At 60.7% G+C, this 17,863-nt stretch carries 18 protein-coding genes, 1 tRNA gene and 1 pseudogene; 10 read left to right on the top strand and 10 right to left on the bottom strand.

Going from position 1 to position 17,863, the window contains the following annotated elements:
- The first annotated feature begins 113 nt into the window (after positions 1–113).
- From X739_RS148420 to X739_RS148440, 5 genes are all read left to right on the top strand, one after another.
- Positions 114–266: a hypothetical protein gene (locus tag X739_RS148420; protein WP_015315495.1), complete on the top strand. Its 153-nt coding sequence runs from the start codon at positions 114–116 to the stop codon at positions 264–266.
- 36 nt (positions 267–302) lie between these two features.
- Positions 303–1,220, top strand: a complete 918-nt coding sequence (locus X739_RS148425; protein WP_023795016.1) for a site-specific tyrosine recombinase XerD — start codon at positions 303–305, stop codon at positions 1,218–1,220.
- Positions 1,221–1,318: 98 nt separating this feature from the next.
- Positions 1,319–2,269, top strand: coding sequence for an acetyl-CoA carboxylase carboxyltransferase subunit alpha (locus X739_RS148430; protein ID WP_023770831.1), 951 nt, complete (start codon positions 1,319–1,321; stop codon positions 2,267–2,269).
- A gap of 242 nt (positions 2,270–2,511) precedes the next feature.
- Positions 2,512–3,843 carry a murein L,D-transpeptidase family protein gene (locus tag X739_RS148435; RefSeq protein WP_023783602.1) on the top strand — a complete coding sequence of 444 codons (1,332 nt, stop codon included), beginning with the start codon at positions 2,512–2,514 and terminating at the stop codon, positions 3,841–3,843.
- Positions 3,844–3,853: 10 nt separating this feature from the next.
- Positions 3,854–4,096: a sulfurtransferase TusA family protein gene (locus X739_RS148440; protein ID WP_023783603.1), complete on the top strand. Its 243-nt coding sequence runs from the start codon at positions 3,854–3,856 to the stop codon at positions 4,094–4,096.
- Positions 4,097–4,099: 3 nt separating this feature from the next.
- Here X739_RS148440 and X739_RS148445 read toward each other — a convergent pair whose 3' ends face one another.
- Both X739_RS148445 and X739_RS148450 read right to left on the bottom strand, forming a co-directional pair.
- Entirely contained in the window at positions 4,100–5,200 is a 1,101-nt protein-coding gene (locus X739_RS148445) for a GTP-binding protein (RefSeq protein ID WP_023795015.1), read from the bottom strand.
- A gap of 53 nt (positions 5,201–5,253) precedes the next feature.
- On the bottom strand, positions 5,254–6,420 hold the full coding sequence (locus tag X739_RS148450) for a D-alanyl-D-alanine carboxypeptidase family protein (protein WP_023795014.1): 1,167 nt from the start codon (positions 6,418–6,420) through the stop codon (positions 5,254–5,256).
- A gap of 237 nt (positions 6,421–6,657) precedes the next feature.
- Between X739_RS148450 and X739_RS148455 the strand changes: the two genes are divergently transcribed.
- From X739_RS148455 to X739_RS148465, 3 genes are all read left to right on the top strand, one after another.
- Positions 6,658–7,821 carry a M20 aminoacylase family protein gene (locus X739_RS148455; RefSeq protein WP_015315488.1) on the top strand — a complete coding sequence of 388 codons (1,164 nt, stop codon included), beginning with the start codon at positions 6,658–6,660 and terminating at the stop codon, positions 7,819–7,821.
- 82 nt (positions 7,822–7,903) lie between these two features.
- Positions 7,904–7,980, top strand: a tRNA-Arg gene (locus X739_RS148460).
- Between the two features lie 249 nt (positions 7,981–8,229).
- Positions 8,230–9,168 carry an HNH endonuclease gene (locus X739_RS148465; RefSeq protein WP_084056341.1) on the top strand — a complete coding sequence of 313 codons (939 nt, stop codon included), beginning with the start codon at positions 8,230–8,232 and terminating at the stop codon, positions 9,166–9,168.
- A gap of 926 nt (positions 9,169–10,094) precedes the next feature.
- Here X739_RS148465 and X739_RS148475 read toward each other — a convergent pair.
- Positions 10,095–10,622, bottom strand: coding sequence for a hypothetical protein (locus X739_RS148475; RefSeq protein ID WP_023795011.1), 528 nt, complete (start codon positions 10,620–10,622; stop codon positions 10,095–10,097).
- A 415-nt stretch (positions 10,623–11,037) separates the two neighbouring features.
- Positions 11,038–11,877: a hypothetical protein gene (locus X739_RS1000000169355; RefSeq protein ID WP_156939875.1), complete on the bottom strand. Its 840-nt coding sequence runs from the start codon at positions 11,875–11,877 to the stop codon at positions 11,038–11,040.
- Positions 11,878–12,033: 156 nt separating this feature from the next.
- Here X739_RS1000000169355 and X739_RS1000000168140 point away from each other — a divergent pair, with 156 nt between their 5' ends.
- Positions 12,034–12,138, top strand: a complete 105-nt coding sequence (locus X739_RS1000000168140) for a helix-turn-helix transcriptional regulator (protein ID WP_156939873.1) — start codon at positions 12,034–12,036, stop codon at positions 12,136–12,138.
- A gap of 189 nt (positions 12,139–12,327) precedes the next feature.
- Here X739_RS1000000168140 and X739_RS1000000168135 read toward each other — a convergent pair.
- Positions 12,328–12,501, bottom strand: a pseudogene (locus X739_RS1000000168135) (LysR family transcriptional regulator); the annotation flags it as partial.
- A 103-nt stretch (positions 12,502–12,604) separates the two neighbouring features.
- Between X739_RS1000000168135 and X739_RS148485 the strand changes: the two are divergent.
- Positions 12,605–13,474 (top strand): NmrA family NAD(P)-binding protein, encoded by an 870-nt coding sequence (locus X739_RS148485; RefSeq protein ID WP_023795008.1) that lies wholly within the window; start codon positions 12,605–12,607, stop codon positions 13,472–13,474.
- A gap of 54 nt (positions 13,475–13,528) precedes the next feature.
- On the opposite strand, the gene X739_RS148490 is transcribed toward X739_RS148485, so the two are convergent.
- The 5 genes from X739_RS148490 to X739_RS148510 all read right to left on the bottom strand — a co-directional run bounded on the left by X739_RS148490 (position 13,529) and on the right by X739_RS148510 (position 17,809).
- A complete protein-coding gene (locus X739_RS148490; RefSeq protein WP_023795007.1) occupies positions 13,529–14,413 on the bottom strand; it encodes an MBL fold metallo-hydrolase in 885 nt (294 codons plus the stop codon).
- A gap of 216 nt (positions 14,414–14,629) precedes the next feature.
- Positions 14,630–15,100, bottom strand: coding sequence for a DUF2231 domain-containing protein (locus tag X739_RS148495; protein WP_023795006.1), 471 nt, complete (start codon positions 15,098–15,100; stop codon positions 14,630–14,632).
- 263 nt (positions 15,101–15,363) lie between these two features.
- Positions 15,364–15,717, bottom strand: a complete 354-nt coding sequence (locus tag X739_RS148500) for a cupin domain-containing protein (protein WP_023770850.1) — start codon at positions 15,715–15,717, stop codon at positions 15,364–15,366.
- 126 nt (positions 15,718–15,843) lie between these two features.
- Complete coding sequence (locus X739_RS148505; RefSeq protein ID WP_023795005.1) at positions 15,844–16,737, bottom strand: sugar phosphate isomerase/epimerase; 894 nt, start codon at positions 16,735–16,737, stop codon at positions 15,844–15,846.
- Positions 16,738–16,870: 133 nt separating this feature from the next.
- A complete protein-coding gene (locus tag X739_RS148510; RefSeq protein WP_015315481.1) occupies positions 16,871–17,809 on the bottom strand; it encodes an ABC transporter substrate-binding protein in 939 nt (312 codons plus the stop codon).
- Between the last annotated feature and the right edge of the window lie 54 nt (positions 17,810–17,863).

The following is a 17,863-nucleotide window of genomic DNA, read 5'->3' as shown; positions in this document are numbered from 1 at the left end:
GCTTGCGTCAGGAGTTGCTAACAGGGTCCGCTTCTTCCTTGAATTGGCCGGATTGGCGTCCCATAAGGGCACAGGGTTTGGAAACGCAGAACAAGAAGACGGGCGAGAACTGAATGCCGACACTGTTTCGCTTTGTCGTGACCCTCGCGATTCTGGCCGGCATTGCCTATGGTACGATGTTCGCGCTGGTGATGTTCGTCGAGCCGAAAAAAGCCGAGATGAGCGTGCGTATTCCGCCGGAAAAGCTCAATCCGAAGAAAAACTGAACCCCAAGAAGACCGACTCGGAACCGCCTCAAGGACATGAACAGCGCCGCTCGCATCGAGGCCTTCCTGGAAATGATGAGCGCCGAGCGCGGAGCGGCGGAGAACACGCTTTCCTCCTATCGCGGCGATCTCGAGGATGCTTCCGAGGGGATCGATGGCGGACTTGCCCGCGCCGGCGCCGCCGACATCAGGGCCTATCTCGACGATATCGCCGCGCGTGGCTTCGCGCCGACCTCGCAGGCGCGCAAACTGTCGGCGATCCGGCAGTTCTTCAAGTTCCTCTACGCCGAGGGCCTGCGCGCGGATGACCCCACCGGCACGCTGGACAGCCCGAAAAAAGGCCGCCCGCTGCCTAAGACGATGAGCGAGGCCGAAACCGGCCGGCTGATCGACCGCGCCGCGCAGGAAGCCGGCGATGATGGGCTCGGCCACGCCGACAGGCTGGCGGCCTTGCGCCTGCATGCGCTGGTCGAAGTGCTCTACGCCACCGGACTGCGCGTTTCCGAGCTGGTCGGCCTGCCGGTGACGGTGGCACAGCGCGACGACCGTTTCTTCATGGTACGCGGCAAGGGCGACAAGGAACGCATGGTGCCGCTGTCGGCCAAGGCGCGCGCGGCGATGCGGAACTGGCTTGAAGCCCGGGCCAAGCTGCCCGCCTTCGCCAACAGCCCGTTCCTGTTTCCGGCGGCATCCGACAGCGGCTATCTCTCGCGCCAGGTCTTTGCCCGTGACCTGAAAGGATTGGCGGCGCGCGCCGGCATCGCCTCGGCCAAAATCTCGCCGCACGTGCTGCGCCATGCTTTCGCCAGCCATCTCCTCCAGAACGGCGCCGACCTGAGAGCCGTTCAGCAACTGCTTGGCCATGCCGACATATCGACGACACAGATTTACACCCATGTGCTGGAAGAGCGGCTGGTGCGGCTGGTCAACGAGCATCATCCGCTTGCCGACTAGGCCTCATATCGCTATGTGAGGACGACATTTCACCGCCCGGAGCCTTGGTTTCAACGGTTCCGCTGTCATTGCCTTCCGACGTATCGGTCCGCCCAAGCATGTACAATTACCTCGATTTCGAAAAGCCGGTCCAGGATCTTGAGCTCAAGATCCTCGAACTCAAGAAGCTTGCCGAGAACGGCGAGGCGGTCGATGTCGCCGATGAGATCACCAGGCTCGAGAAGCGCTCGCGCGACGCGCTGCGCGAACTCTACAAGGCGCTGACGCCGTGGCAGAAAGTGCAGGTGGCGCGCCACTCCGACCGGCCGCACTGCATCGACTACATCAAGGGCCTGTTCAGCGACTTCACGCCACTCGCCGGCGACCGCAATTTCGGCGAGGACCAGGCGATCGTCGGCGGCTTTGCCCGTTTCCGCGGCGAGCCCATCGCGATTCTCGGCCAGGAAAAGGGTTCCGACACGGCGAGCCGCCTGAAGCACAATTTCGGTTCGGTACGCCCCGAAGGCTATCGCAAGGCGGTGCGGCTGATGGAACTGGCCGACCGTTTCAAGATCCCGCTTTTGACGCTGGTCGACACGGCCGGCGCCTATCCCGGCGTTGGCGCCGAGGAGCGCGGCCAGGCCGAAGCCATTGCGCGATCGACCTCGGCCTGCCTTGGCTTGAAAGTACCGTCGATCTCGGTGGTTATCGGCGAAGGCGGTTCGGGCGGCGCTATCGCGATCGCCACCGCCAACCGCGTCTACATGCTCGAACACGCCATCTATTCGGTGATTTCGCCGGAAGGTGCCGCCTCCATCCTGTGGCGTGACACGACGCGCTCCAAGGACGCGGCAACCAACATGAAGATCACCGCGCAGGATCTCCTGGAACTGAAGGTCATCGACGCCATTATCCCCGAGCCGATGGGTGGCGCCCAGCGCGCGCCCGAAACGGTGATTGCCGCGACCGGCGATCTCATAGCCAAGACAATGAACGAATTCGCCGGCGCCAACACCGATTTCCGCGAACAGCGCCGCGAGAAGTATCTGGCGATGGGCCGCAGCCTCTGACGCCTTTTGGGCGGCGGAACAAGGCAGACGGAAGCTGCCTGTCCACGCCAATGTGGCGGCGATGAGCAATTTCGCCACAAAAATGCCGCCCCATTCGGTTCAATGAAATCACCGCGGGAGAACGGCCGAGCCTTGCGGTAAGGAATTTTCAAGGTTAACGGGCTTACGGTCCGTCAGTGTTCAGCATGCGGGTGTGGCCGTTTCGAAGCCATTGGCCCGAAAGAAAAGACATAGCCTTATCCATGTTTGCCAAGCTTGCCCGCACTGGAGTTCTTGCCGCCTCGATTGCCGTCGCGGGCTGTAATGATTCGTCGATGAAGGACTTTGCCCCGGAAGCCAACAAGCCGCTGCCCGACAAGGTCCTTGCCGATATGAGAGCCAAGGGCATGGTCCGCACCTCTTCGGTGATGGCGCGCATCTTCAAGGAAGAAGGCAAGCTTGAGATCTGGAAGGCCAAGACCAATGGCCGCTACGACATGGTGGCGAGCTACGACATCTGCAAATGGTCGGGCAAGCTCGGCCCGAAATACACCGAAGGCGACCGCCAGGCGCCGGAAGGTTTTTACACGGTTCGCCCGTCGCAGATGAATCCGCGCTCGAATTACCATCTGTCGTTCAACATCGGCTTTCCCAACGCCTATGATCGTGCCAATGGCCGCACCGGCCAGAACCTGATGGTGCATGGCGCCTGCTCGTCATCGGGCTGCTATTCGATGACCGACGCCCAGATCGAGCAGATCTACGCCTTCGGCCGCGACGCCTTCCAGGGTGGCCAGACCGAGTTCCAGATCCAGGCTTTTCCGTTCCGCATGACGGCCGCCAACATGGCGCGCTACCGCAACGACCCGAATTACGAATTCTGGAAGATGCTGAAAGTCGGCTACGACAATTTCGAGGTCACCAAGGTGCCACCGAAAGTCGACGTCTGCGAGAAGCGCTACGTCTTCAACCAGGTCGCCCCCGATGGGCAGACCTTCAATCCGACCGGCCCCTGCCCGGCGACCACGCAGCCGGATTCGCTTAGGAGCGCCTATAACGCCTATCAAAGCACCTATGACTCGGCCTTCAACAGCGCGCTCAAGGCCAGTGTGCCGCCACCCAAGCCGACGATTGCCGGCATCAAGGAAGCGAGCATCGTCTCCGACTGGTCCAAGCGCCGGGCGCGTGGCGAGCGCGTGCCGATCGATCCGCCGTCGCTCAACACCGACGGTTCGGTGACCGAGACGTCGCGCATGGGCCGCATCGATTCGCCCGCCGGCCGCAAGATGGCCGCGCTCGAAGCCGAAAAGGCCGCCAAGGAGAAGGCCGAGCGAGAGCGGGTGGCGGCGATAGAAGCGGCAAAAGCGGCGAAGGAAGCCGCCAAGGCGCAAGCGTTGGCCGAAAAGGAAGCTGCCAAGGCGCAAGCCGTGGCTGCGAAGGAAGCGGCCAAGGCCGCCAAGGAAGCTCCGGTTGCCCCCGCGACCATCGCGGCCCCGGCGGAGGCCGCGCCGGCAGCCGAGACGCAGGCGGCGAGCGCCGATGAAAGCCGGGTTACGAAGCTGAAGAACAAGTTGCTCGGCATGTTCGGCGGCTGAGGTTTTCACCTTGGCCGAACTGATAGCTATCTACGACCTCAAGGGGCTGAACTGCCCTTTGCCGGTCCTCAAGGCGAAAAAGCGCCTGGCCGGGATGCAGCCCGGCAGCAGGCTCTGGCTCGAAACCACCGACCCTCTGGCTGTCATCGATATTCCTGCCTTCTGCGCCGACAGCGGACATCAGTTGATCGAGACGGCGGCGATGTCCGGTGGCCATCGCTTTCTGGTTGAACGCGGCCAACAGCGCCCGTAAAGCTCAACGCCCGGCGATCGCCAGGGGATTGTTTTCCAGCGCCGCGCGGTCGGGCGTGTCGACCGAAGGCCGGTTGGTGAAGGCGGCGAACAGCCGGCGCACATAGTCTTCCGGCATGTCGAGCGTAATCAGCACCAGCCGCGTGCCGCGCTGGCTGTCCGGCCAGGACGGCAACCGCACCGGCGGATGCAGGATCTTTTGGACGCCATGCACGACCAAGGGCCGCGACGGATCCTCCTGCAATTCGATGACGCCCTTCATCCGCAGCAGGTGCTCGCCATGTGTGGAACGCAGGAGATCGAGGAACATCTCGATGGCTGAAAACGGCACCGGCCCGTCATGCACCAGCGAGTGGGTTTTTACGCGCTGATCGTGGCGATGGGCATGGTTATGCCCTTCATGGTCATGGTCACGTTGGTGGTGATCATGCGCGGCTTCTTCGCCGAGCCAGCGCCGCACGTCGGCGGATTTGGCCGCAGGATTGTAGAGACCGCAGTCGAACAATGCCGCCACCCCGGTTTTCGTCTCCCCGGCATCGAGCACTCGAGCCCCGGGATTGATCTGCCGCAAGCGCGCCCGCAGCGTGGCGAGGTCGCCGTGACCGGTGGCCAGATCGGCCTTGGAGAGCACGATGCGGTCGGCCACGGCGACCTGCTTGACCGCCTCGACATGCGCATCGAGCGTGGCATTGCCGTTGACCGCATCCACCAGGGTGATGACGCCGTCGAGCCGAAAGGCCTGGACCAGCGCCGGATGGGCCATGATCGACTGCAGCACCGGCGCGGGGTCGGCCAATCCCGTGGTTTCGACGATGACGCGGCCAAGCCGGACGATGCGGCCGGTCTGCAGCCGGTCGACCAGGTCGGCCAGCGTGTCGACAAGTTCGCCGCGCACCGTGCAGCACAGGCAGCCGTCGGAAAGCTGGATGATGCCGTCGGAGGCCTGCTCGACCAGCAGATGGTCGATCGCCACCTCACCAAACTCGTTGATGATGACCGCGGTGTCGACGAGCGCCGGATCCTTCAGGAGCCTATTGAGCAATGTCGTCTTGCCGGCGCCGAGAAAGCCGGTCAGCACCGAGACTGGGATCGGGAAACCGCTCATCTGGTTCTGTCTTCTAATTTGACCATGATCTCTCGCGAAAGCCGGATCATGCTCTAATTCGCGACCTTGGCCGGCTGGTCGCCTTGCGCGGCGGCACCCACGACTTTCGGGCCGGTGCCGGCGGGCACCGGCTTGTCGGGCCGCCAGGTCGGGATTGGTACGTCGGCATATTCCTGCGCGCCCTCGTCGAGGATCGCCTTAGGCGCCGGCCCCGTCGCGCCGCCAAGGCCGACGGCAACCAGTGTCGGTACATGATCGAGCTTCTCCCGATAGGGCGATTTAGGCTGGTCCTTGGCGGCGGCCGGCGGCGGCGCCTCGGACTGCTCCGCCTTCGTCTTCTTCTTGCAGACTTCGTCATGCATGTCGTTGGGCGAGATCAGATCACCGTAGGGCGCGAGTGTGGTGACGGTGGTGGACCCCGCGGCAGGCGCGTCAAAGCCCTGATCGAGCAATTTGGCCGCGGTTTCGGCACGGCTGACCGCCGACTTCTCGCCAAGCACGACCGCCACCAGCGTACGTCCGTTGCGGGTCGCCGACCCGATCATGTTGAAGCCCGACGGGCAGACAAAGCCGGTCTTCATGCCGTCGGCGCCGGGATACCGGCCGATCAGGAGATTGTAGTTCGGAATGGCCTTCTTGCCGACCGCGAGCCCCTCGATCGAGAACCACGGCGCATATTGCGGGAACTCGCGGCGGATCGCCATCACCAGGATCGAAAGATCGCGCGCCGTCGTGTACTGGTCGGGCGAGTAAAGGCCGTTCGGGTTGACGAAATGGGTGCCGTTCATGCCGAGCCTGGCCGCCTCGGCATTCATCCTTTCAGCGAAGGCTGCCTGCGAGCCGCCGACATTCTCGCCGACCGCCATGGCGATGTCATTGGCCGACTTGACCAGCATCATCTTCAGCGCATTGTCGAGCCGCATCACCGAGCCGGGCTTGAAACCCATCTTGCTTGGCGGTTCGCCAGCGGAATGTTTGGTCACCTTGATCGGCGAATCGAGCTGGACTTCTCCGGCCGCGATCGCCCGGAAGGTCACATAGGCGGTCATCAGCTTGCTGAGCGAGGCCGGATACCAGCGCTTGAACGCATCCTGGTGCTGCAGGATCTGGCCGCTCTTCAGGTCGAAGACCACCACCGGATTGGCCAGCGCTGGCCCAGCCAGGACGGACAGCATGATTGCGCCAGCCGGGAATAGTTTGAGGAAATGCCTGTACCGCATGATCGAATCCGAAATCGCCTCTTGCCCTGATTGCCCCTGGCTCCGTAAGATTTCATTACGTGACCGCCAGCATAAGGATCCGACCCTCAAAAACCGGACCGCATTATTGCGGTGCTATTTACCCTATGTGACGCCAACATGGCAAAGCGCCTGACAATCATAATTGCAAGGCACCCCGGGCCCAATTGCAAACCACCAGGCTGAAGCCGGCTGCACCAACAACGAAATGGAACCATCATGCCAATCCTCAACCGCGCCGCCGAAATGCAGGACGAAGTCGCCGGCTGGCGACGACATTTGCACCAGACGCCAGAACTGAACTTCGATGTCTTCAAGACGGCGGCTTTCGTCACGGAAAAGCTGAAAGAGTTCGGCTGCGACGATGTGGTGACCGGCCTCGGCAAGACGGGCGTCGTCGGCATCATTCGCGGCCGTCAGGGGGAAGGCCCCACAATCGGATTGCGCGCCGACATGGATGCACTGCCGCTCAAGGAGATCACCGGCAAGCCCTACGCGTCGACCGTTCCGGGCAAGATGCATGCCTGCGGCCATGACGGCCACACCGCGATGCTGCTCGGTGCGGCGAAATATCTCGCCGAGACGCGCAACTTCACGGGCTCCGTGGCGGTGATTTTCCAACCGGCGGAAGAAGGCGGCGGCGGCGGCAACGAGATGGTCAAGGACGGCATGATGGAGCGTTTCGACATCGCTAAAGTGTTCGGCATGCACAACATGCCCGGCCTGCCGGTCGGCCAGTTCGCCATTCGTCCGGGCCCGATCATGGCGGCGACGGCCGAATTCACCATCACCGTGAAAGGCCGCGGCGGCCATGCGGCGATGCCGCACGGCACGATCGATCCGATCGTCATCACCAGCCAGTTGGTCGGCGCCTTGCAGACGATCGCCTCGCGCAGCACCGATCCGGTCGAGGCGGTGGTGGTGTCGGTGACCAAGTTCCACGCCGGCGACGCATACAACATCATCCCGGAATCGGCCGAGATCGCCGGCACCGTGCGCACGCTGAAGAAGGAGGTGGCCAGGAAATCGGAAGAGCGGATCCGCGCCATCTGCGCGGGACTTGCCACTGCCTATGGCGCGACGATCGAAGTCGACTACGACGCGAACTACCCGGTGACGTTCAATCACGCCGATGAGACCGTCTTCGCCAGCGATGTGGCCGCCGACGTGGCGGGCGATGCCCAGGTGCACCGCGAGATCCAGCCGGTGATGGGCGGCGAGGATTTCTCCTACATGCTGGAAGCCCGGCCTGGTGCCTTCATCTTCATCGGCAATGGCGAGACCGCCGGTCTCCACAACCCGGCCTACGACTTCAACGACGAAGCCATCCCGCACGGCATGAGCTATTGGGTGAAACTGGCGGAGACGGCGCTAGCCGCCTGAGGCCATAAAAATCGCCGGCCGAATTGCGTTCGACCGGCCCTCTTGGCGAAACGATCCGAAGGGGCTATGTGTCGGGCCGCGTGGTCCCGTAGCTCAGTAGGATAGAGCGGCAGATTCCTAATCTGTAGGTCACAGGTTCGATTCCTGTCGGGATCACCAAAATCGCTGAAAATACAAGGCCTTAGGCTGGTGATAGAGATGCTCATTGCCCGGAGCATATCTGTGTCCGCGTGATGTCCGCAACTTGCGCGTTGCTCCGCGAGCCGCGAGTGACCAGGCTGTGTCGCGCCCAATGTGGCGATGTCCCCACGGGTCTGTCTCAGATCGACCGCCGAACAAGCCCTGCGGTCGCGCGGACCGACTCCGCAGGAGCCTCGATTTCGGCTATACATCGGTCTGTGAGTCGAGATGACGCCAGTGGTAAAGCTGCCGCGAAATCATACTTCCCCTAGATCATTCGCGCCCCCAGCTCGATGCATCTATTGCGGTCGTGAGGGCGGAGAGCGCGGTCTTCGAGACGAGCATATCATTCCCGATGGAATTGGCGGACGGTTGGTTTACTCCAAGGCGAGCTGCCATGATTGCGAAAAAATCACATCCGCGTTTGAGGGGCGCGTCATAAGCCAAGCCTACGGAGATACGCGTGCAATACTTGGCCTAAAGCGTGGGAATGGCCGAAAATGGCCTAATGAATTCAATCTCACTGTCACGCGCGACGCTGAGGAGACCACTATTCCAGTAAAGGAGGATGGCCTGCCGGTCGCGATCTGGCTGACCTGCTTGAATCATCGCCCATTGATCCTGGACAACAAGCCGGTCAGCGGCAACACGAAGGTGGATCTCGCACTCTGGTCTCCACTTAAAGATTATCAAGACCGCCTAGCAAATTTGGGACCTGGAAGCGTGCCGGCTGCCAAGAGCTATCAGTTTGACCAGTTCTTCCGATTCATCAATCGGATCGCGTTCGCCTATGCACATGCTCTGCTAAAGGGAAAATTCTCCCCGCTGACTTCCGAATACGTGCTTAGAGACAGAGGCAAGTGGATCAGGAGATACATCGGTGCGGACATCATCGGACGGCCCGACGATGCCGCTTACGATATCCACGAACTCTACGTCGCTCAGGTTGAGGCCGGCGGGCTAATTTATATTGCCGTTCGGGTTCATCTTTTTGCCCTGAACAATTTCCCGGCGTACGTTGTCATCGTCGGCACAGCCAACGCCGAGACCGAGCAACCTACTAGTCCCGTTTACGATCAAAAGACGCCCGGAAAGTGGCTCGAGGAGAATTCTGTCTTGATGCGATCTCACCCTAGGGTTCGCTTTCGCTTTCGCAAGGATCGATAATCGCATGAAATAAGACTCCGACGCCCGCTGAACGATCGTGGCCGCGATCGCGCCGCAGATGTTCTTGACTTCGAATGGCATGGTGTCGACGCGCACATCGCCTCGCGCGCCGTCCGGTGATGTTGCGACGCGCCGCGCTGTTGCTCCGACGGCGGGTTCAGCCGACGCACTGATTGACGCGTTGACCAGCCTAGCGGCAGAGCTGCGCGCCCAAGTGGAACGATAGTCGGTGATTGGCTTGTCGCCAACGCTTGTTTGCCGGCGCCGCAAATGTTGGACGAGGAAGACAAGATCGAAGGACGGCTAACTTACTGACAGCTTTTAAGGGCAACGCCCTGCTTGTCTTTGTACGATTTGAGAGGCCCCTTCGCAGAGACCTTAACCGTTACGCCATCTTGTGCGCATATTAGACAAACGTTGGTCTCGCAAATGCGCAGGATTAGCGCTCGCGACGACGCGGCTGTCGTGCTGGAAACCCAAAAGTCGGAAACGTCAGACGAGTTTGTGACGGCTGGAGAATTCGGGTCATCCTTCATCGAGGCGACTAACGCTGAGAGTTTGCCTTCGAACGACACCAAATTCTGTACAGTGGAATAGGTCGTCCAACCAGTTAGAATAAGTAGCACGACCACGCTGAATACAAGCCAAGTCGTCAACCTGGCTCTCCGCTCCTTAAGCGTCTGAATAGCGAGATTGTATTTTTGAATTTGAGACATCCCATCGGTATTGATGTGGAATGACTCGTTCAGGGCGTTTACTAGCTCACGTTGCTGGTCAGGAGCCGCTTTAGAGATTATTGAGGCTCGATGCCGAAGGAATAATGCGTAGGCGGAAAAGGAAGCAGCGGCAAGAAAGGCCACGAGCGTGAACGTCGATTGAACCTTAGGTACCGCATCCCAAATGTCTGCAAGCATAGCTTCACTCTTTTATTGAGGTATGCAGCCTGTTGGAGAAGCTGAAGACCAATCCGTTTTCAAGAATGCCTGCCACCCCGGACTAACCACGGCCACACACCCGTGCTGCACAAAAAGGCGGCTATCGCTAATGCCGTTTATCAGCTTGGGAGAATTGACATCAAAATTTGCGAACGTGGTAGCGATGTCCTGGGAATTGCTCTGCAGTAGGTCGAGTGAAAGCTTCAACGCCGAGGGATCGGCCTGCGCGATTGCGGGCGAAAGCGCTAAGAAGAGAGTATTTGCGAACGCTGCGGGATCGCTGACTGCTGGTCCGACAACATCCTTCGGGTCGTTCAGGAATCGTAGTCCCTGGGTAATTGGGTCGCCGTCACCGCTTTTGAGAAACTGCAGACCGTTGAGAAAGCCCTGCTTTTCAATCTCTTGCAGAGCAGCGGCCTTCGCATTCCCAGCTTCGAATGTGATGGTGCATTTACTGGACAGGTCGGCTACCGAGCATGTCCCTTCTCCGCTAGCCGACGCTTTCTGATTTTTTTGCACTCACAAGTATTTTCCGCCGCGAAGGCGGAAACACTGCTTGCGACCAAAAAGAATGCAACCAATGCGTAGCGCGCGTTCTCACGGGTCCACATCATCGCCCCCTCAAATATTCTATAACGCTAATTTGTACAGATTTGGAAGTGAACTGGCGAGTCGGATTGAAGAAGGCTGCTGGTTTAGCCACTGCGGTGCTCTGCCTGCGGCTCGTTAAAATCCTGGAGCGACGTATGCCGAAGGTCTCACAGCGTCGCCGGCTACTCATGCCCTTCGGCGCGGCCCGGCTGGATCCTGGACCCCCTGAGCCGTTGGCGCATCTCGCGATTGAGGGTAATGAAGGCCGATCCGACATAGCGGCTGCGCCAGGTGATTTGGCATGAGTAGCCCGGTCATAAGCAGCTGGAGATGTCCAGTTGAATCAGTATTTCGAGCGACGGGGCGACGACGGCGCACCTGGTCGCGCGGCGAGCGGCGGCGGATTGCCACCTGAAGTTGGCAGGGTTGGAGGGCTCGGCGGTTTTGGCGGCGTCATAGATGACGACTTGCCGATCGAGAAGTGTGCTTCGTCATCAGGCGGGCTATCCGGGGCTCGTCTCATCAAGTGCAGCCATTCCCCAATACGCTCGTCTATGACGGTGCGCGCTGGCACCACGAGAGAGAGCAATTCCTTTATTTCACTTTGGCTGTGGCGCAGTCGCGCCTGTTCAGAGAGCAGCTGAGCAAGTGCGGCAGAAATGTTGGCGATCGCATCTGGCTTTGCCTGTCGCTCCTCCTCGTCATGATCGGCGGGGATAGCAGCATAGATTTGTTCCAGGTCGGGCCACCATTTGTCGAATGTCGCCGCGAGGCGATTCTCCTCTATGGGGGATGCCGAAGCCTTGTTGATATCTTTGGTCAGCTTCAAGATGCCTGGTCCGTCGAATCTATTGAATTGGAACTGACCAAGTGGGCTGCGAGCAAGGGCTAGCTCAGGCAAGTCACAGAGGAGAGGTGTCACACGTCCGGGTAGGGTGTTTGACAAAGCACCTGCTTCGAACAGAACCCAAGGTGCATTCTGGTTCGACTTAGTCACAATGACTATGCCAAAACCTCTCTCAGCAAGGGATTCGGCGATGGTATTCAGACCTCGATCGCCAGACACGATATCCTGGGAAGACACAAAAACGTCCACGGCCTGCAGCACATTTGGAAGCCAGTCCCTCAAGGCTTGAGCTATTGCATGGCTTTGCTTGCCGGACCAGCTGGCGAATATTTTCATGGGGTTCCCCTCCCTTATATAGCGAATATTAGCGTACTAGCGGTGTAGGCGAAACAGCCTGATCTCAGCCGGCACGTTTGGAATGAGGCTCATGGCTCAGTCGAAACCTCACGCGCAGGTGACAGCTGTCAGGTCTCACGCAGCACGAGGTGGCGGATGGGCGTCGACCGCGCCTATGTAAGCGGATTGGAGATGGGTAGGAGGAACCCCACGGTCATTACGCTTTGGCAGATAGCCGAAGCGATTGGGGTCAGGCCATAGGATCGATCTATTGTCCGAGGAAGAATAGCAAGATATCCGAACTCAACAGAAATTCGTCGGCGCCGGGAAGGTGATCTCTTGCCGATCCAACTTTGCGGAAGGGTAACCATGCAGACTTTGGCTGCGCTCCTCACGCCAACGATCGGTAAGCAGCCGGCCCGCACGTTCGTACAGCGCTCGCCCTTCCTAGGTCAGCTTGAGCATGCGTGCGCCGCGTTCGAACAGGCGCAGGCCAAGGCTGGCCTCAAGCTCCGCTACCCGACGTGACAGCGTCGCCTTGGGGCGAGCGGCAGCGCGGGCGGCACGCCCGAAGCCGCCATGGCGCGCCACGATGACGAAATCAGCGAGAGCAAGCAGATCCATGTGTTCCACCAGTGATACGCTGCGTTCAAATATCACAGCTATCGGCCCATGTGCGAACCACTCATATTCGGGTTGTCAAGCAACCCAACTCGGAGAAACAATCATGACTATCCTCGTTACCGGCGCCACTGGCCGTGTCGGCCGCCAAGTCGTCCAGCAGCTCGTCAAGCGCGGCGCCGATGTGCGCGTCCTCGTTCGGGACATCTCGAAGGCTGACTTTCCGGCCGTCGTAGAGGTCGTTCAAGGCGAACTGCTCGATATCGACTCGCTGCGCAAAGCGTTTGCCGGCATCAACACACTGTTCCTGCTCAACGCCGTGTCGGGGGATGAATTCACCCAGGCGCTCATCACCCTGAACATTGCCCGCGAGTCAGGCCTCGAGCGAGTTGTCTACCTGTCGGTGATCCACAGTGATCGCTTCGTCAATGTGCCGCATTTCGCCGTGAAGTCCGGCGCGGAGCGGATGATCGAACAGATGGGCTTCAGCGCCACTATCCTGCGCCCGGCCTACTTCATCGACAATGAACTCATGATCAAGGATGTGATCTTCAACCATGGGGTCTATCCGATGCCGATCGGAGCCAAGGGCATCGCCATGGTCGACGCCCGCGACATTGCCGAGGTCGCAGCCGTCGAGCTGATCCGTCGTGACCAGGCCCCGGGCAAGCTGCCGATCGAAATCATCAATCTGGTCGGCCCCGATACGCTGACTGGTTCGGATGTAGCGGCGATCTGGTCGGATGTCCTGGGCCGCCCGATTGCCTATGGGGGCGATGATCCTACCGGGTTCGAGCAGAATCTGGCGAACATCATGCCCAAGTGGATGGCCTATGAGATGCGCCTGATGGCCGAGCGCTATGTCGCCGACGGCATGCTTCCGGAGGCCGGCGACGTCGAGCGTTTGACACGGATCCTGGGCCGCCCCCTGCACTCCTATCGCAACTTCGCGAATGAGCTTGCGGCATCGGTTTGAGGCCAACCGCATTCGCACTCAGCTTCAACGAGTGGCAGCTGTATGGCCCGAATCTTACTGGGGCTTGTCGCTCGGCGTCCATTTGAAGTGGTCGCCGTCTTTCTCGATCTGCCCAATACCTGGGAACGGAAAGTGTGGCGCGAAGATCATCTCGCGGTCCTTGGCCAGTGTGGCCAAGGTCTTGGCCCTGTTCTGCTCACCTTCCGGCTTGTCGCCGTCGAAGGCCACGGCCCAGTCCGGCTTGGCGAGCGAGATGATTGAGCTGTGCACCGTGTCGCCAATATCGAACAGCCGTTCTTTTCCGGATTTGATCTGATAGCCGACATGGCCAGGTGTGTGCCCCTTGAGCGCTACCGAGGTGATACCAGGCGCAATCTGGGCGCCGGCCTTGAAGGGTTTCACATGGCCGGCGATGACCTTGACGATATCGGCCGCATCCTTGTTGGACTTGGCGAAATCCCACTCCACGTCAGACATCCTTATCGTGGCATTGGGAAAAGCCAGTTTGCCGTCCTTGACCAGCCCTCCCACGTGATCGGGATGAGAATGGGTGATCAATATCTCGTCGACGTCAGCGGGTTTGATGCCGGCCTTGGCCAGGCTGTCCTGCAGCGCACCGCCGACACCCGTGTCGATCAACACGACGCTGGTCTTCGATTTGACCAGCAGGGCGTCAACGCTCAGCGTGATGGTATCGGTCGGCGCCCCCGCCGCCTTGAGCAGCTCGCCGACTTCCGCAGGGCTGTGATCGAGGCCGAAGGTCTTGCCGTCGTTGGGCTTGACGAACTGGGCGTCGTGCAGGGCGACGATGTCGAGTGTGCCAAGCTTGAATGACTTGGCATCCGGCTGCTGCGCCGGCATCTGCGCCATTGCCAACCCCTGATGGAGCAGCATCAAAGTCGTTGTGGCCAACAGCCTGATGGAATTGGACCTTATCATGCGGGTATCCTCTGGCTGCGGAGGCGCGACCGTATCGGAAGACAGCTGGTGCGGCGGGCAATTCCGGGGTCGGGCCGATCACAAATTCGCTAGGGATATAGGCCTCGGGCACGGTCCGGCAATGGCGACCCCTTACCGATAGCCGCTTCCCGGGACGACTCGGTAGGCTGGCGTGTTCTCAAAGGCCTCGGCGAGCCCCGAAGAATAGTCCGCGCTTCAGCGTCGGCGCACTTCGCTTGGGTCATCGGCGACGCCCACGCGATGACGGTAGACCATTTCCCAGCCCTTCCAGCCCGTGAACAGAAGAATGAGAACCACGATCAGCGAGAGGACCAGGCCGGTGGGTATCACCGCCGTCTCGCCATGGATATAGCGCGAATACCAGTTGTAGAGTTCGATCAGGACGACGAGCACATTGCCGCCGGCGTGGAGCCAAGCGTCACGCAGATTTCGGATTTGAACATCGCCCAGGACATCGGTCAGTCCGGCAAGAGCTGCCAAGGCGGCCATTATCAGGCCCGCCCCAAGCAGCCAGAGACTAGCGGTCACCCATCCCGGATTGCCTGTTCGCCAGAAGATCAGGTCGCAAACGAAGGTAGCGACGAAGAAAGCGATCGGGAAAGGGATCAGCATGGGATGGATCGGATGGCCGGCAATGCTTGCCGTGCTTTGCGGGTTGCGGGCCATGGTAATGCCTCCAAAGGCAGTCGCGCGCGACTGCGGTACATCTCTGAAAGACAGTGTGGAGTAAAACGCCGGCTGCAGGTGAAGGTTCCACACCCCAAAGCGGTAGAGCTCCGAAGCGGAAGGCGCGCGGGCACGGTTCGATGGCGGAGCTGGTTGAGTGGAGTCGTGGGGCGGATAGCTATGCCGCAGTAGGCGCAAGGTTATCCGTGCTTACCCGCCTTGGCGAACCATGGCGGGCCTGCTTCGGCTGCGATCGGGCGGGCTCAGCCGACCCTGACGACAAAATGCTTGGTCACCGGCTCGATGATCTTCCAGGTGCCCTTGAAATCGGCTTCCACCACGAAGGCGTCGCCGGGGCCGACCTCGACCGGCGTGCCGCCGTCGGGCGTGATGATGATGCGGCCGGCGATCATGTGCACGAACTCATAATCGGTGTAGGTCGCATGATAGGTGCCGGGCGACGCCCGCCAGGTTCCCGATATCACCTTGCCATCCGGAGTCGTGTGCTGGACGGCTGTCTGCATGGTTGGCTGGCCCTCGACCGCGATCCAGCCAGGCAGATCGCCGGCTTCCGCGTGCTCGACCGCGCCGAATTTCAGGATGGTCTTGTTCGTCATGCCGGGCTCCGTTTGCTTCATGTGTCCGGCGGTTCGGATAGCCGATGCACATGACGGGAGCAATGCCGTGCCATTCGAAAACAGGCACGGCGGCGCATTCGGGCTGACCGGCGTGGACCTGGAGGATTATGGCTTGTGCCGTGCCGAGACCAGCTCTGCCTTGCGTTGCGCCGTCTCCAGCCCGAGGCCGATGAAGGCGCGCGCGTGCTTGGCGAGCGCCATGTTGTCGGTCCACAGATTGCGCCAGATCGCCGTCTTCTTCGACAGGTTCTCGTCGACAATCTCCGAGGAGAAGGATTCGAAGCTGAGATCGTCGGCATAGCCGATTGCGGTCAGCGCGTCGAAAATCCCTGCGAAATCGATGTTGCCGGTGCCGAGGAAGCCGCGATGGCTTTCGCCGATATGAACATAGCCGATCTTGGCCGCGGCGTGGCGGATGGCCAGCCCGACATCGGCTTCCTCGATGTTCATGTGGAATGTGTCGAGATGCAGGAAGATGTTGTCCGACCCGGTGTCCTCGATAAAGGCCAACCCTTGCGCGGCGGTGTTGAGCAGGTTGCTTTCGAAGCGGTTGACGATTTCGAGGTTGAGCGTGACGCCGGCTGCCTTCGCCGTCTCGGCGACCTTTGCCAGCGTTGCCGCGCTACGGTTCCATTGATCGCGTGTCGGTGCCTCGATCTGCAGGCCATGGCTGGTCGAAAGAATGCCGGCGACCTTGCTGCCGCCAAGGTCGCGCGTCAGCGCGACGGTGTCGCTGAGGATCTCGACACCGCGGGCGGCGACCGCCTTGTCGGCGCTCGAAATATCGCCGTCACCAGGCAATCCGATGCTGATCGCGACGCCGAGACCAAGATCGGCGATGCGTTTGGCAAGCCCGCCAATATCGACATTGGCAGGGTCGAGATAAGAGAATTCAATCAGGGCGAAACCGGCCTCCCTGGTATTGGCCAGCGTGCGTTCGAGTTCGCTCTGCGCCGAGCTTGCCGACCAGACGAAGGAATGGATTCCGATGCGTGACATGATCGTCTCCGGTTAAAGCAATTCCGGGAAAAGCATGCAGCGGTTTTCCGTCCGGAATTGCGTAAAACAAAGAGTTAAGCGGCGAGGAGAATGGTGCGGCCGGATCGCTCCGGCCGCACCGGCCTTGGGAGGCTTATCGGGCCGCGGTCCAGCCCTTGTAGTCCTTCAGGTTCTCGGCCGTGATCAGCTTCGGGTCGAGCAGTACGGTGGCCTCTGCCGGCTTCTTGCCGGCGAGCAGGTCGGCCGCCATGGTCAGCGACTGGCCGGCCATCACATAGGGATCCTGCGAGGCCGAGGCCTTGATCATCGATTTGCCGGAAGAAAGTTCCTTTTCGATATCCGGCGCGCCGTCGACCGCGGTGAAGATGAACTCCGAACGGTTGAGCTGCTTGGCGGCGAGTTCCGCGCCGATCGCCGTCGGATCGTTGATGGCGAACACCGCGTCGATCTTGTCGAAACGGGTGAGCAGCGACTGGAACACTTTCAAGCCGCCATCGCGGGAGCCTTCGGCGTTCTGGTCATCGGACAGGATCTTGATGTCGGGATGCTGGGCAAGCACGTTCTTGCAGCCTTTCACCCGTTCCAGGATCGACGACGACGCCGGCCCGTTGAGGATGACATAGTCGCCCTTGCCGCCGGTGTGGTCGACCAGGTATTGGCAGGCTTCCTCGCCGGCCTTGACGTTGTTGGTCATCACCGTGACGTCGGCACCGGGCGCCGAAACGTCGAAGGCCGCGACGATGATGCCGGCGGCCTGCGCCTTCTTCACCGCCGGAGCGATCGCCTTGGCATCGACCGCGTTCAGCATGATCACATCGACGCCGGCGGCGATGAAGGAATCGACCTGCGAGACCTGCTTGTTGAGGTCGTAGTCGGCCGACACCGACGTCACCTCGACTTTCGGATTGATCTTCCTGGCCGCGTCCTCGATGCCCTTGATGGTGGCGACGAAGAAGGGGTTGCCGAGCAGGCCGACCGAGATGCCGACCTTGTTGAGGTCCTTGGCCGATGCCGGCGCGATGGCGACGGCCGCGAGGGCGGCGCCGCAGAGCAGTTTGGCGATGGTCTTCATTACGCTTACTTCCTCCTGATGCCCCGCGCCTCTCACGGTGCGTTACACAAGCCG

The organism is Mesorhizobium sp. LNHC209A00, assembly GCF_000502915.1.
Lineage (GTDB): Bacteria > Pseudomonadota > Alphaproteobacteria > Rhizobiales > Rhizobiaceae > Mesorhizobium.
Note: the sequence above shows the minus strand (reverse complement) of the source record. Positions and strands in the feature narration are given on the sequence as shown.

What these genes read in the sequence shown, in the direction of transcription:
- X739_RS148455 (WP_015315488.1), top strand. Translation starts at nt 6,658, where the DNA reads ATGCCAATCCTCAACCGCGCCGCCGAAATGCAGGACGAAGTCGCCGGC.
- X739_RS148420 (WP_015315495.1), top strand. Translation starts at nt 114, where the DNA reads ATGCCGACACTGTTTCGCTTTGTCGTGACCCTCGCGATTCTGGCCGGC.
- X739_RS1000000169355 (WP_156939875.1), bottom strand. Translation starts at nt 11,877, where the DNA reads ATGAAAATATTCGCCAGCTGGTCCGGCAAGCAAAGCCATGCAATAGCT.
- X739_RS148450 (WP_023795014.1), bottom strand. Translation starts at nt 6,420, where the DNA reads ATGCGGTACAGGCATTTCCTCAAACTATTCCCGGCTGGCGCAATCATG.
- X739_RS148430 (WP_023770831.1), top strand. Translation starts at nt 1,319, where the DNA reads ATGTACAATTACCTCGATTTCGAAAAGCCGGTCCAGGATCTTGAGCTC.
- X739_RS148500 (WP_023770850.1), bottom strand. Translation starts at nt 15,717, where the DNA reads ATGACGAACAAGACCATCCTGAAATTCGGCGCGGTCGAGCACGCGGAA.
- X739_RS148495 (WP_023795006.1), bottom strand. Translation starts at nt 15,100, where the DNA reads ATGGCCCGCAACCCGCAAAGCACGGCAAGCATTGCCGGCCATCCGATC.
- X739_RS148505 (WP_023795005.1), bottom strand. Translation starts at nt 16,737, where the DNA reads ATGTCACGCATCGGAATCCATTCCTTCGTCTGGTCGGCAAGCTCGGCG.
- X739_RS148490 (WP_023795007.1), bottom strand. Translation starts at nt 14,413, where the DNA reads ATGATAAGGTCCAATTCCATCAGGCTGTTGGCCACAACGACTTTGATG.
- X739_RS148510 (WP_015315481.1), bottom strand. Translation starts at nt 17,809, where the DNA reads ATGAAGACCATCGCCAAACTGCTCTGCGGCGCCGCCCTCGCGGCCGTC.
- X739_RS148435 (WP_023783602.1), top strand. Translation starts at nt 2,512, where the DNA reads ATGTTTGCCAAGCTTGCCCGCACTGGAGTTCTTGCCGCCTCGATTGCC.
- X739_RS148465 (WP_084056341.1), top strand. Translation starts at nt 8,230, where the DNA reads ATGACGCCAGTGGTAAAGCTGCCGCGAAATCATACTTCCCCTAGATCA.
- X739_RS148485 (WP_023795008.1), top strand. Translation starts at nt 12,605, where the DNA reads ATGACTATCCTCGTTACCGGCGCCACTGGCCGTGTCGGCCGCCAAGTC.
- X739_RS148445 (WP_023795015.1), bottom strand. Translation starts at nt 5,200, where the DNA reads ATGAGCGGTTTCCCGATCCCAGTCTCGGTGCTGACCGGCTTTCTCGGC.
- X739_RS148425 (WP_023795016.1), top strand. Translation starts at nt 303, where the DNA reads ATGAACAGCGCCGCTCGCATCGAGGCCTTCCTGGAAATGATGAGCGCC.
- X739_RS1000000168140 (WP_156939873.1), top strand. Translation starts at nt 12,034, where the DNA reads ATGGGCGTCGACCGCGCCTATGTAAGCGGATTGGAGATGGGTAGGAGG.